Genomic DNA, 14,751 nt, shown 5'->3' on the forward strand with positions numbered 1-14,751 from the left:
CATCAAGGTATCCGTTGAGATATAAGCCTAAAATTGCTTAACCGAACGGCATTAGAATAGTTAGTTCGGCTTTTTTATATCCTTCTGTTTTTACCTTCTATTTCTCATCGTCACTTAAGTCCTGATAAGAGAAATAACCACCTTTGCCTAGGCTTTTTGCTTTATACAATGCTTTATCTGCATGATTAATAAAGTCCTCTAAGCTGAGTGCATCTTGCGGTGAAATTGAAACGCCTACACTCGCGCCAACTTGCAGTGTTTTGCCATCAATAGACATAGGTTTTGATAGGATTTCTACCACTTTTTTTGCGGGGGTGATTGCATCAAAGCGATCATGAACACTGTTTATTATAATCGCAAACTCATCTCCGCCTAATCGAACAATAAGATCCACCTTACGGGTGATTTTTCGCAGACGTCTTGCCACTTTTTGTAATACTTTATCACCCATATTGTGTCCAAATGTATCATTAATGGGTTTGAAGTTATCTAAATCAATCATTAATAGTGCAACACTTAACTGCAAGCGCTGCTTGATATCTAAAGCATGTTGTAACTCGCGGTTAAAGTGACGGCGATTAGCGAGATCTGTTAAAGGATCGGTCAATACTAAATGCTGTATTGCCTGTTCATTTTTTTTACGTTGGGTAATATCACGAATAACAGCTGTGAATTTAATTTCACCGTTAATCTCTGATTGCCCTAGGAATATCTCTACTGGAAATGTCGAACCATCGGCATGTTTAATGATTTGCTCCCGCCCCTCGCTATGCAAATTATTATCTGGATTGGCATTATATTGTTGCAGCATTTTTTTATGTTGAATAGCTACTTCATCTAGCATTAGCATGGTGATATCTTTATTAATCAGCTCAGCTGCACTGTAACCGAGCATCTTCTCGGTTGCGGTATTGATGCTTTCAATGATTCCCTCTTTACTGGTGGTGATAATTGTATCGTGTACGGTATTGAGAATGGTATTAATTCTACGCTGGCTTGCTAAGGCATTTTTACGGTCAATATCAGCACTTTTTTGTAACTCAATTAAGTGATTGGCAAGTGCCAAAGCTTGTTCTGTTTTCTGCTCACTTTTTATTTGTAAGGTTTTAATTTCATCGAGTTGTTGTAATGTGGTTATATTCATTTTAGTTAATGATTTTTCACTTTTACGGCGTTTGCTTTGATGATTTTTAAAAATTCGAATGGAGCGAATCATCTGCTTGATTTCATAAATATGCTGCGAATGAAATGGCATAACTTTGTTGTGATGCTCGGCTGCCAGTGAAACCATAGATTGGGTGACTTTTTGCAGTGGTAAAATCACCTTCTTAAACATAATGTAACTAAAAATGAATAAGGTGATTATGCATAGTGCGATAATTGCTTGAATTAATTTATTGATACTATTTTGGATTGAGTGGATCTTTTCACCAACATTGACTATTTTACTTTTTAATTCAGTTTCAATGCGCAGATTAAGTATATCTAAGGCTTGTAGCGCTTTTTTATCATTAATAGCAGTAGCTATCTTACGTTTCGAGTGAGGCTGTTTTAAATTTTCCAGTCTAATTTGGTATTGGCTGACAGTATCTTGTAATATCTCTAATGCTTGTTTCTCTTCGGTGATTAATGGCATTTTGTAATATTTAGCAATGCTAAGCTGTAATTGATTAATGTTATTCTGCACTTCAGCCACATAATAATTGTCGTTACGTAACTGTAAATTTTTAATATTATGAATTAGCCCTCCGTAGCCCATCTGACCCACAATATCTGTAAGTAAGACAAACTTATCTGTTTGAGTTGCTTGGTCATAAGCCTGTTGTTTATCAATGTGTCGATTGTTTTGTTCAATAACCGTTAAAGCGCGTAAAGCGGGTTGATCATCTACCCGAATAAATTTATCTATTTTTTTTATTGGCGCATTTTCTCTGAATATTAAAGAAAGTTGATTTATTTTTGTCTGATAGTTTTTTACCACCTCCAGAATGTCGTTAAGTGCGTATCGCTCTGCATTACTTAATTGAAATGAAAGATACAATTCAATGATAGCCTCAACATTATGAAGATCACCCTTAATATCCTCCAGCTCTTCCGGGCTGTTATTAATCACTGCATTTTTTAATTTGTGGATCATTCCACCGTAACCTAAATAAGAGCGCATTGAGTTTTCTAAGCGTAATTTTTCAGAGCGTCCAACTTGTACCTCATCCCAAAGATTTTCAATTTGCAGCACATTTTCTTTGATTGTAAGCATGCTTGCGATTTGAATTGAGGTCATTATCAGGATCAGGGAGATAAGTAAGAAACTAATAAATTTTAGTGTGATGCGGTGATATATTGAATTCATAGAAAAACCTTTAATGATAAGTCTTAAAAATAGCCTTTACTTATATTTTTGTACAACAAAATAAAACTTACTATGGTAAAAATGTACGGCAGTTAACAATCTTTTTTATAGGAATAAAAATGAAAATAGTATTATTAGATGCATTAACATTAGGTGATAGTGATTTATCGGCATTAAAAAAACTGGGTGAGTTCAGCGCTTATTCCGTGACCTCAAATAAACAACGATTAGCACATATTGCAGATAACGAAGTAATTATTACTAACAAGGTAATAATTGATCAGGAAATAATTAAAGCCAATCCCCAGCTGAAATTAATCTGTATTGCCGCAACTGGGACCAACAACGTTGATCTGATTGCCGCTGAAAAGGCCGGGGTAGCGGTTAAAAATGTTTGCGGCTATTCAACCGAGAGTGTTGCGCAATCTACTTTTTCAATGTTACTGCAATTGCTTCATCAAAGCCGTTATTACGATCATTACACGCAATCAAAAGCGTGGTGCAACAGTCCTACCTTTACCCATATAGATAGCCCTTTTTCTGAAATTAAAGGCAAACGCTGGGGAATTATCGGCTTTGGCGCAATTGGACAACGGGTTGCTGAAATTGCGGGGGTATTTGGCTGTGAGCTTTGTTATTACTCGACCTCTGGTAAAAATAGCCAGCAGGCGATTCAACAAGTTGATTTGCAAACTCTTTTATCAAGTTGCGATATTGTCACTATTCATGCGCCGCTAAATGCACAAACCGAAAACTTAATTGATGAAAACGCGTTAAAGTTAGTTAAAAAAGGGGCGGTTATTCTTAATTTAGGGCGCGGTGGTATTATCAATGAGTTGGCTATGGCTAAAGCTATTGATCAGTATGATATTTATCATGGCACCGATGTATTAGCGGTCGAGCCGATGCAGCAAGATCATCCCTATTTTTCGGTGAAAGCACAATCTCGTTTACTGATAACACCGCATATTGCATGGGCAAGTTCACAAGCGCGAGAAACATTAGTGAATGAAATCGCTAAAAATATTGCATTGTTATAATAGTGAGTAAAAAAAGGGTGGATAAAATTTGTGCGAATTATAAGAATATATAGGATGATAATCCTGTGTTTAAACTCATTTTTAGATCATAAAAGCGCTTTCTGATTGATGACTGAACAACTAAAAAAGAATAAACAAAAGCTGACCGAAGTCAGCTTGTAAATAGAAGTAAGCAGGTATTTATTTCGGGGCTTTGCTATTTATATATGAGTTAAAAATAAAACCTTGCTGGTTGATATCGAAGCTCATTTTCATACGTGCGTCATAGTTAATTAAAAATAGCGCTTCTTCCGGTAATGTTTCACCTGCTAACTCTGTAGCTGTTACGATAGGTGTAAACATTTTTTTGAAATCAAACGAGAAATTATAACTGCCATTTTTACTTAACTGCTCTGAAGAGAGTGTATCAGCTACTTTTTTTCCTTTTTCTCCGTTGTATATCACCAGATGCTTGCCCTTAATCGCCAGCTTAGGTGTTAAGTTTAGTTGTGCAGGAATAGGGAAGATAGTTGCTAACTCAATTGGCTCACTATCATCGCTCAGCTGAATCTGTTGTAATTCAGGACTAAACATTTTCACTGAGTTGAAAATCTGCTGCGGATTATCGGCAGATAATGTAAATAACGCATCTAGACTTTCAAGCACGGGATCATCATTAAGCTGACTTATTGTGTAATCTAACACTGCAATGCTGAAACCTTTCACGCCATTGGCAATACTGGCGCTCATGCCAAGCATACCTATCGACTCTCCAGATTGGCTAATTTGCGCCTGTAACTCTGCAAGTGGCTGACATGAATAACTTGGTGTTTGCAGATCACTCCAAATATCGTTCAATGAACCTGCTAATTGGTTAATATCAAGACCAAGACCCATAGCAAATACATTATGCTCAACATCTGCTGTGTATTTTGGAATATAACCACGTATTAATTGTAATGCGTTCAAAATAGCTTGGTTTTTGCTTTCAACAATAGTCGCGACTTCAAGCGTTGATTCTTTTGCGTTGACTGCTAAACCTGTGTAACCAAAGACAGTTTGAGGCCAGTTATTGGCAATACTTGCAAAATCACTTGCACATTCAGCGCTGCGGATTGCAGCAAATGGGCTTTCTTGATTGTACTGTTTTTCAATAGCGACTATTTGGCGTGCTAGTTGGTTGCTATCTGTTGTGGTGAAACCTTTAATCAGTTCAATATGATTGATAAAACCAACGCTGGCTTGTTCAAATTTATGTGTTTTGATGATCTCTTCAATCTTGCCGGAAGCTGCTAATGAGTTTTCAGCTTTTGTTAAACCAAGTGCCGTGGCTAATAATGTTGGATCGTTATAAGGGGTATTAAGGGTAATTGTTAACAGCCCTTTATCGATTGCGATGATTAGCTCGATCATTGCAGGATCGTTTTCATCAGTTAATTGATATGCGCGATAATTTAATGATTGCAGTGTGCCTTTGCGGTGAGTAAAACCCGTTTCAAGTTCATTTTTATCTAATAAATCCCAAACTGCTTGCGGGTTTTCTATTTCAGCTTTTAAAACCGGTAACATGCCTAAGGTATAGAAGTAAGCGCGTAACTGCTGAGGAAAACCAAATGTTTTTATCAGTAAGTCAGGAGCTTTTAATCCATCTTGATAGGTTTTAAATATATTTAAGAGAAAGTTAAGTCTTGGGTTATTTTTATCATATAAATCATCAAGAACCTGTTGCTCGGCGGGGCTCGCCATCGTTGGCGTTGATGATAGGTAGTCTTTTAGCGGAAATGGTTCGAGTTGCCCTGTAAATATGGGGGTATCAGCAGGCACGTAATCAAGTACATTATAGCTAGTTGATGTTCCTTGCTGTTGGTTAAATATGTACCCGCCAACACCGGCTGCTGCGATAGCTGCGACGATTAATACTTTTTTCAAGTGATTCACTCCTGTTGATAATAATTTGTTTATATTACCGAAAAACCAAGGTATGGCTATTTAAAAATCAGCTTTTATTGATTTTTTACGGGTGGTTAAGTGGTTTGGGTATAACGTAAATCCTTTAAATTAAATCCAAGCGTGATCTCTTTCTGTAATGTAACCAGCTTTTTAGCTAATAGCGCATCTTCTTGGAATTGATGTACTTTTGTCAGGCGTTTATCTTGTTCATTGGCAGGTTGTTTTAATATATTATCCAGGCTTTGAAATTGCTGTAAAAGCGCTAACGCACCTTTAGCGCCAATGCCTTCAACCCCTTTAATTGCACTGCTGGAAATACCGGTAATAGCCCAATAGTCACATAATTGTGTCGCAGATAATCCCATTTTATTTTTTACCCGCAAGGCATCTGTGTAACTATTTTGAAAATAATCATAAATGATGATTTGTGAATTCAATAACTGGTAAAAACCTTTATCGGTAGAAACAATAATACATTTCTGCTGCTGCTTTGCCATTTTGTCGGCGAGTGTTGCAATCAGATCATCCGCTTCATCACTTTCTGTCACCAGAGAATCCACCCCCATTTCAAAAAATAGATCTTGAATCTTACCTAAATCTTGTTTTAAAAAAGCAGGGATAGGTTTTCGTCCCTGTTTATAGCTCGGGTATAATTGATGACGCCAGCTTGGTGTGTGGCTATCAAAAACGCAAATAACATGTGTGGGCTGATGAATGTTTAATAACTTTTTTAGCGCGTTACAAACTGTCGTTTGTGTTGCAATAAGTGCCGTCGTTGTTTCACCGTGCTGTTTATCCTGTACCGCGTAGATACGACGAATCAAATTCATTGCATCGATAATAAGTAGTGTAGAAACCATATTAACTGATAATCTTATAATAAGTCGTGGATAACGGTATGTGCTGAATCAGATTCATTTTAGCGACAATAATAAGTAGTGTAGAAACCATATTAACTGATAATCTTATAATAAGTCGTGGATAACGGTATGTGCTGAATCAGATTCATTTTAGCGACAATAATAATGCAGTGGCCATTATATTAACTGATAATCTTATAACAAGGTGTATAAACAGTGCCAGGCAGTTTCATGCGTCCCTGTTTGCTAAAGCTTTCTAATAATCGATCTACTTTTTGCATTAGTGATTTTTCGCCTTTGATTTCAAATGGGCCATATTTTTCAATCGATTTTATCCCGTCATCTTTAACATTTCCGCCAACAATACCTGAAAAAACACGGCGTAAATTTGCAGCTAACTCTTCGCATGGTTGGTCTTTGTGCAGTGTTAGATTAGCCATATTTTCATGACTCGGAACAAAAGGGTACTGAAAGGGGCTAGCAATTTTAAGTGACCAATTAAAAGAGTATGCATCACCAATTGCACGACGGTATTCTGTAACCTTTGCCATCGATTTTTTAATGACTTGTGCAACTAAAGGTGGATTGTCGATGATAATTTGGTAGTGCTGCAGTGCTTCCTCTCCAAGCGTATCGCTAATAAATTTGTCGATCGCTTCAAAATAAGGTTCACTTTCTTTCGGGCCAGTTAAAATAATTGGTAAGGGTTGACGTTTATTCTCAGGGTGCATCATTATCCCTAAAATATACAATAACTCTTCCGCAGTGCCTGGTCCTCCAGGAAAAATAACTATGCTATGAGCAATGCGTACAAATGCTTCGAGGCGTTTTTCAATATCGGGCAAAATAACTAATTCATTGACGATTGGGTTCGGCGGCTCGGCAGCAATAATACCCGGCTCGGTGAGCCCAATATAACGACCATCATTGACCCGTTGTTTAGCATGGCCGATTGTAGCCCCTTTCATTGGACCTTCCATTGCACCTGGCCCGCAACCTGTGCAAACATTTAGTTCTCTAAGGCCTAATTGGCTACCGACTTCACGTGTATAGGTAAATTCATTATCGTTGATTGAATGTCCACCCCAGCAAACAACAACGTTTGGCTCTACGCCAGGTTTTAAAATATTCGCATTACGTAAAATAGAGAAAACTAAGCTGGTTATTTGTGTCGCATTACTTTCATCTTTTTCGGGCAAGCGCAATTGTGTATTAACGTATAACAGATCGCGCATAACTGAAAATAGGTGCTCTTGGATACCCTTGATTAATTCTCCATCAATAAATGCATCTTCAGGCGGGTTTTCCAATTCAATCTTTACACCTCTTTCCTGGTGTAATACATTTATTTTAAAGTTTTTATACTGTTCTAAAATCTCTTTACTGCTGTCTGTATGGCTACCTGAATTAAGTACGGCAAGAGAACAGTTGCGAAACTGTTGATAAATATCGCATGCAGCACTGTCTTTTAGTTGGTTAACTTCAAGTTGCGATAATAAAGCCATGCTACCGACGGGGCTGATATGAGTGATCATAACGTCTCCTTGAATCTAATTAAGCATTAATTGCAAATAATTATAAATGTAGAATTTAGTAAGTTGGAAGCAACGAGATATTCTGAACTAAAAGGCGGGACATGAACTCTGCACTTCTAAGTTGCGTCGCTATAAGCATAAGATAAAAACAGATAGTTTCCATCTATTTCTTTTTAAAGCAATGAGTTACTCTTTTTCAAAATAAACAACTTGATCACGGCCATTGTTTTTCGCATGGTAAAGTGCCTGATCTGCACGTTCAAAAACGCTGTCAATATCATCATCTTTACAAAAGCAGGTACTGCCTATTGAAATGGTGATACTGATGTTCTCTTTTTTAAATTTAAAAGGGATCATTTTTATAGTGTGACAAAGTTTTTGTAACACTACCTGCATCTGTTGTTGATTTATATCCGGTAGTAACAGAGTAAATTCTTCACCACCATAGCGCGCAATAAAATCAGCATTACGTAATGATCTTTGCAGTGTTTGCGCTATCACATTTAATACTTTATCACCCGCTAGGTGACCAAAAGTATCATTTATTTTTTTGAATTTATCGATATCAATAACCGCCAAATTAAGTGGATGCTGATAACGCTGATAACGGGTAAATTCAATTTGTAAGCGTTCACTCCAAGCCGCACGGTTTGGAATCTTGGTTAGAAAATCAGTATGCAGTTGCTTGTTTTGCTGCTTAAGTGTGTTTTGGTAGTTTTTGGTTTCGTTCTGCAGCTCTTTTATCTCTCTGACCATATTTTGGAATTGCTGGCGAACTTGACGCTCTTTCTCACCCTCTTTTGCTTTAATTAGTTGCTCAACGCTTTCAACGTAAGAAAAAATATTCTTTCGTAACGATTCTACATTGATTGCTTTTTCAGCTTCTTTTTTGAGCCGGGAAGATTTCTTTTGAATCGTTTTAACACATAGATCTTGCTCTTCAAAAGCGCTTTCTGCACGTTTGAGATTGTTTGCAAAATTAAGATAAAACTGTGTCAGGCTATCATTTAGTGTATATAAAAAGTGGCGCGATGAGCGACGTTCTTCACGTGTACTGTCAATAATAATTGCGATAATACTCATGCAATACTGAGGCAGCTTAAGCGGATTATTGGTGCAAACTATTTTCTGGCGGATGGTCTCGAGTTGTTTGATATATGCTTCGCCAATATCAAGATTAAGAATCAGCTGCTGTAACTCTTCACATAAGCCATCAAATAGTGAAGTGTCTTCATCGATAGGCGTTGTTTTACTATTAGTTAGATCAATGACAACACGCTGGTATATTTTGATAATGCCGGTGAGTTCATTGTGGTGTTCAATAATTGAGTAAGGTTGCGCGATAGACTTTGCTTGCTCAATTTTATTATTAACAGGCTCAGAGAGCTCAGGCAGCCTTTGTAATTGCAGTTGCGATTGCGATACGATTAACCGGCCTTCAGACAAGGTACTTTCTAATGGAATTTCTAACTCATTGAGTTGTTCAGTGCATTCTTCAAGGAGCTTGAGCGTTGTTTGCTCAGAATGGCTGTTTTGCAGCTTTTTTAATAAGCTTTTTTGGTATTGATCAAATGTTATATTTTGTCGAGCAGTTCTTTTAAATAACTGTTGGAGTAGCTTGAAAACAGCTATTTTGGTGGTCATATGAGTAATTCCAATAAATATTTCAGGCTTCCGATTATCATTAACTTTACCTGGTTGTGCAAGTGTAGCTTAGAAAAAAGCACAAAAAATGGGTTATTTATCGGGTTTTGGCCAATTTAAAATATGATCCGTGTGACTACTATTTATTTTGACAATGCCTTTATCTATCGCTGCTTGCCCCAAAATCCACAAATCGCCATCAAAAAAGGCGGGTTGTAAATTATCAATCGCGTACAACTCAACCCAGCTGCTTTGCAGCTTCGCATTTCTAATTTGACTGGCTGCAAATAGTGCCAAACTACTTAAATTTAACGTACGGTTTGCATTAATTGCGCGGCTGGCATTATTTAAAAACGGGAAAGCAACGACACCACAGGAAACAGTGCTTGATAGCTGATATTGCTCGGCAAAAGAGGTGAAAAATCGTTGTATTTTTTGTGCGAAATCGCCCGCATCTTGATGCTCTTTTTGTTTGCAGATGAATAAGATTTGGTTGTCGCGAATCTGAAAAATATCAACACTCTTAGTAAAATATATTTTTAGCGCTTCTCCAAGTTTTTCTTCTATTTTCTGTGCACCGTAAATACCTGTTAATTCATTTAGTTGAGATAGAAAGGGGATGTTAACCAGTGCATAATAAAGCGGCTCGTCACGATAAATATAACTAAACTGGTTATTGTCGGCGTGTTGTAAAGGCAATTTAGTACGGGCGTGAAATGCAAGTTTTTGTTGAGCGCGTTTATCCGCATCACTGAGTTTTTTATTGCGGGTTAATGTGTAAAAAAACAGCAGTGCAACCAGTGTAAATAAACTCATTGAGCTGTAGGTAAGTGTTTTAAAACGATCGGTTGTTTTTTGTAATTGTATATTTTTAGTTTCTAACTGCTTTTGTTGTTGTGTTTTTTCAAATAGCTGCAGTTGCTCGCTAATTTGTAACTGTTGTAACTCAAATAGGTGTTCTTTAATGCGGTTTTGTAATGCATGGAAGTTTTTGAAATGTAAAATTGCTTGTTGCAGGTTGCCTGTTATCTCATAACTTAAGGCTAACATTTCAAAAGCTTGTACACGTAAGGAAAGATATTTGTTGGTTGAAAGCTGTAACACTTTTTCCAGCTGTAAAATTGCCAGTGCAGAATCTTTATTAATAATATTTAATTGCGCTAGTAGCAGTAAGCTTTCTATCTGATAGCGTGGTTTATTTAAGCGGGTGAAGTGAAAACGTGCATTTTGCAAATATTTTTGTGCTAGTTCTAACACTTTGTTGTCATTTTCTCTGTTTTTATTGGCAAGATAAGTACGACCTATCTCAAGGTAAACGTGGGCGAGCAGATCACTGTGTTTATTGTTTTCAATTAACTCTAAGGCATTAAACAGGTAAATAAGCGCATTATTATTTTCGTTATTTTGGCGTTTTAAAATAGCAAATTGAATTAAGCTCTCGGCTTGTTTGATCTTATTTTCAGTGGATAGATAAAGCTCTACGCGTTGCTTGGCAAAGTCGAGTGCGATTGGGAAACGATATTTCTTTTGATATATCTTTGCGATGCTGTTTTTTACTTGGCCGCTTAGTTTAATAAAAGCGTGCTTATCGGCTAATCTATTGGCTATCAGGAAAGAGGAGGTAGCTAATTGTTGCTGGTTGATTTGATCATAATAAAGCCCGTAATAATAAGCCAACCAAGCATCTAATTTCGTTTTCTGACTGCCCTTAATGCGTTTTTTTGCTTTTTCTAATGCATTCAGTGCATTGCTATAATGGTTTGCTTGTAAAGATAATTTGCTGATTGTGAATAGTAGCGCAACCGGTAAGTTGGGCGAATCAGTCAACGGCGTTTTTTCAATTCTAGACGCAGTATCTGTGAGTATTTTCAGTAATAATAGATTGCTTAATTGCGGACGTTCCTCTTCAGGGATCTCTGATGCAATCAAGTTTAATGTTCTTATTTCATCACTGGACAAGCTCGGGTTTTTTAATAATGGCTGTAATAAATTTAGCGCGCTTGCGTAATCTTCTATTTGTGCATAACAAAAAGCCAGTAATTGCGTTGGAAAAGCATATATGGTCCCTGTTGGCTTTTCTTCAATAATACCCTTGGAGTTAATTTTAAATGACTTGTGTTGAGTAATATATTGGCTGGTCGTTTCCACACAGTTAAGCGGATCGGTATAACGTGCGTCATAAGCCTTTCTAAGCGGTGCGGGAACCTTTGCATCAATTAATTCTATCGCTAGCGTTGATAAACTAACCTGCAATAAAATAAGTGCAAAGATAGGACGAATGTATAAGCCAATATATTTCATAAAACCTGTTTTTTATTGTCGTAGCAAACGGATATTATTAATAACAGCGCGGTTTTCTGTTGCGCGTAACGGGTTAATATCTAAACCGCCTCGGCGAGTATAACGTGCGTAAACAGAAAGCGAATCTATTTGTGCAAATTTCATGATGTCGCAATAGATCCTCTCAACACACTGTTCATGAAACTCATTATGTTGACGGAAAGAGATTAAATAACGCAGTAATTTTTCTCTGTCTAACTTTTTACCTGTGTAGCTAATTTCAACACTTCCCCAGTCTGGCTGGCTGGTAATTAAACAGTTAGATTTTAACAGATGTGAATACAAGGTTTCCGTTACTGTCTCTGCCGAGCTGATATCCTGCAGGTAGTTGGGAGTGAGCTGATAGTTATCTATTTCGATATCTAACTCATCTAAACATGTACCATTGAATGTGCCGAGCTTATCCGCAAACTGATCCAAGTCGCCATTAAGTTCAACACTCACCGCTTTATTGGCGCATTTAGAAAGGTCTGCTGCTAATATTTTTTGCACCTCATCTATCGAGGCAAACTTAGTTTGGTTAAAGCTATTTAAATATAACTTAAATGATTTTGACTCAATTAAATTATCGCTGTCAAATGGCACTTTAACTACCCCAGTTGCAACAACCGGTTTTCCTTTACTGTTTAACCAGGATAGTTCATAAATATTCCATAAATCAAAGCCTACAAATGGCAGGTTATCTGCTGTTAGTTTTAATTCATTGCGATTTAAACTGCGCGGCACACCTTGTAATAAGCTGGCTTCGTAGATGCTTTTGTATTCTGTCGCTTTTCCAAGAGAGAGGTTTTGCAGCGCTGAATTTTGTTCGTAGAGTGGTTTATTGGTCATATTTATTAGCTTTTATATTTTTTAAGAAAGACAAGTTTATACCCAAACTACCTGATATATGCAGATTCAGGTAGTTTGAGTATATAATGCATCTATTGTAACCAAAATATAGAAATATTCGAGCAATGAATAATACAACACAAACACAATTATTTGCACTTTTTGAGCGTCAGCAAACACTTTGGCAGCAGCAGAAACAATCATTACCGTTGCAGATCTTTGATCCGGAGTGGATCTCACCTTGTCAAGTTGGCGATGTGAAGGATGATAAAATTGAATGGTCATTCGTTAAGCGCGAACAACAAATTGATCTGAGCAATATCGAACAGGCATTAGAGATACAACTGCATCCGAGCATTAGCGATTTTTTCTGTAGTGCTTATGGCGATTGTGTACCTTGTCTATTTGAAGAGCATCCAATCGAGTTGATCCAGGTCTGGAATGAAGATGACTTTAAACTGTTACAAGAGAATATGATTGCCCACTTTATGATGCAGAAACGCTTAAATAAACCTGCTTCGATGTTTATTGCCAGCTGCAGTGATGAGATGCAAATTATCTCTATATTAAATGAAACAGGGCAGGTGCAGTTAGAAACATTAGGAAAAGGCCAGGAAGCTATTTTAGCTGAAAATGTAGCTGATTTCTTAGCTGAGCTTCAGCCGGTTATTTCAGACTAGTTCATCAGGACGGTTGCAAGTCATAATGGTTAGTGTCAAGTTTGTGTGAAAAACAAACATCTAAAATGTGATCTTGGCGGGTGTAAAGGTTATGGGGATCTTGTTTTAGTTATATAAGACAGGAAATATAAACATCTTCAGCAGATGAGTAATTCCTATCTTTTAATCTCCTGTAAAGAGAATCCTTTCGAATCTAATTTATTGGATCCGTCCATGGCTGTGCCGTGTGGCCGGAAGATAGATTTGAATTTACAGGCAGCATCGGGCCTGTTTGATAGTAGCGGTTTTTGGGCTCCTGATATTGCTTATCACCAGTCCAGTATGGGCCGACAATATCAATCAACTTAACCGGGAAGGGCTTGTTGGCCAGAGTTTTAAAGTATTGAAAACATTCCGGTTTGCTGGCGGTATCCTTAAAGACAATCATCTGCTGGTATTTCCAGGCGGTGCCTGACTTTATGGTCTGCGCGCGTCTGTAATCCGCAAATTGGCAGCCGCTAGGACGCGGCCCTATGATATCAGTTGTATTGAGCTTAACGACAAAGGTCCAGCCGTCTTGGCCTGGACCTGAAATAAGGCCATCTCCATGCACAGTGCCTGTTACGATCACATAAGAGTTATTTGAATATTGATAATAACCGCTGACCTGCACCTTATTATTCCAACCAAGGCCGGGGATCTCACCACCACCAATCGGATGAAAATCTATATTGTCCATTACATAGACCCCGCTGTCGCCTTGTGGAGCACTCGCTGGATCTTCTTCTTTTTGCAGTTTGCTGCTGCCTTGTATATTACCTGCAACGGGCTGCTTCAGAATCGATGTTTTGCTTAGATTTTTTGTGCTAGTGGGCGAAATGCTTTGGCTATCTGCCAGCGCACAGCCAATCCAGTTGAGAGTCAGGCAGAAGGTAATGGTCACAGCCCATTTTGTCTTGATATAAAAGCGTGTAAACACTTTGTTTTGTCCTATTTTCAACATCTTTGCATCTCCTTGTTATTGTGCTGCTTGGTTGGATTATTTTGCCGCTTTTACAAATATCAAAAAATAAAAATAATAATAAACAACGATAAAAAGGAGGAATTTGCTTCTAGCGGATGCTTTATCAGCAGGGCAAAAAGTCAGCCTTATCTTTGAAATAAGCCGTTTTTGGCTACAAAACTGCAATATCGTAGTTGCTTGTACTGAGTATAGAAACAATAAACGCCATAACAAACTGCTGGGCAATAAATTTGCTAAGCCTCATTGTCTAGCCTGTGGAACTGCTGGCATCATTATCAATTAGTTGCCCGCAATATGATTCAACTTGCTGTTTAAGAATATTAATTTTGTTATAAAAGCATCTTTGTTGGATAGGCTATGCTTACTAGTGAGTAAGCTGCAGTCTAATTATCTGTTATGGCAATTAATAGCAAATCCGATAATTTTTAATTCAGTTATGCTTGTTAAAATGAATGCTAGCGAGAGATAAAACTATGTTTTAGTCTTTGTTATTGATTTGATTCATAACATCCTGTTATTCACCACTTCGTGGCCAGCTA

At 37.5% G+C, this 14,751-nt stretch carries 10 protein-coding genes; 2 read left to right on the forward strand and 8 right to left on the reverse strand.

The window, feature by feature from the left end; translation table 11 throughout:
• Nucleotides 1-97: 97 nt before the first annotated feature.
• A complete protein-coding gene (locus AC4GME_RS11765; protein WP_490379434.1) occupies nucleotides 98-2,350 on the reverse strand; it encodes a diguanylate cyclase domain-containing protein in 2,253 nt (750 codons plus the stop codon).
• Between the two features lie 119 nt (nucleotides 2,351-2,469).
• Here AC4GME_RS11765 and AC4GME_RS11770 point away from each other — a divergent pair, with 119 nt between their 5' ends.
• Nucleotides 2,470-3,390 (forward strand): D-2-hydroxyacid dehydrogenase, encoded by a 921-nt coding sequence (locus AC4GME_RS11770; RefSeq protein ID WP_490379435.1) that lies wholly within the window; start codon nucleotides 2,470-2,472, stop codon nucleotides 3,388-3,390.
• A gap of 180 nt (nucleotides 3,391-3,570) precedes the next feature.
• Here the strand turns inward: AC4GME_RS11770 and AC4GME_RS11775 are convergent, their stop codons facing one another.
• The 6 genes from AC4GME_RS11775 to queF all read right to left on the reverse strand — a co-directional run bounded on the left by AC4GME_RS11775 (nucleotide 3,571) and on the right by queF (nucleotide 12,529).
• Entirely contained in the window at nucleotides 3,571-5,298 is a 1,728-nt protein-coding gene (locus AC4GME_RS11775) for a hypothetical protein (protein WP_490379436.1), read from the reverse strand.
• 95 nt (nucleotides 5,299-5,393) lie between these two features.
• A complete protein-coding gene (gene xni, locus AC4GME_RS11780; RefSeq protein ID WP_490375551.1) occupies nucleotides 5,394-6,179 on the reverse strand; it encodes a flap endonuclease Xni in 786 nt (261 codons plus the stop codon).
• A 182-nt stretch (nucleotides 6,180-6,361) separates the two neighbouring features.
• A complete protein-coding gene (ppnN, locus tag AC4GME_RS11785) occupies nucleotides 6,362-7,714 on the reverse strand; it encodes a nucleotide 5'-monophosphate nucleosidase PpnN (RefSeq protein ID WP_490375552.1) in 1,353 nt (450 codons plus the stop codon).
• Between the two features lie 186 nt (nucleotides 7,715-7,900).
• On the reverse strand, nucleotides 7,901-9,358 hold the full coding sequence (locus AC4GME_RS11790) for a GGDEF domain-containing protein (RefSeq protein WP_490375553.1): 1,458 nt from the start codon (nucleotides 9,356-9,358) through the stop codon (nucleotides 7,901-7,903).
• Between the two features lie 93 nt (nucleotides 9,359-9,451).
• Nucleotides 9,452-11,659: a tetratricopeptide repeat protein gene (locus AC4GME_RS11795; protein WP_490375554.1), complete on the reverse strand. Its 2,208-nt coding sequence runs from the start codon at nucleotides 11,657-11,659 to the stop codon at nucleotides 9,452-9,454.
• A gap of 12 nt (nucleotides 11,660-11,671) precedes the next feature.
• On the reverse strand, nucleotides 11,672-12,529 hold the full coding sequence (gene queF / locus AC4GME_RS11800) for an NADPH-dependent 7-cyano-7-deazaguanine reductase QueF (protein ID WP_490375555.1): 858 nt from the start codon (nucleotides 12,527-12,529) through the stop codon (nucleotides 11,672-11,674).
• 125 nt (nucleotides 12,530-12,654) lie between these two features.
• Here queF and syd point away from each other — a divergent pair, with 125 nt between their 5' ends.
• Nucleotides 12,655-13,209, forward strand: a complete 555-nt coding sequence (syd, locus tag AC4GME_RS11805) for a SecY-interacting protein (protein WP_490375556.1) — start codon at nucleotides 12,655-12,657, stop codon at nucleotides 13,207-13,209.
• 193 nt (nucleotides 13,210-13,402) lie between these two features.
• Here syd and AC4GME_RS11810 read toward each other — a convergent pair whose 3' ends face one another.
• Nucleotides 13,403-14,191 (reverse strand): hypothetical protein, encoded by a 789-nt coding sequence (locus AC4GME_RS11810; protein WP_490375557.1) that lies wholly within the window; start codon nucleotides 14,189-14,191, stop codon nucleotides 13,403-13,405.
• Nucleotides 14,192-14,751: the final 560 nt, after the last annotated feature.

The sequence above is a fragment of the Psychromonas sp. genome, assembly GCF_983033635.1.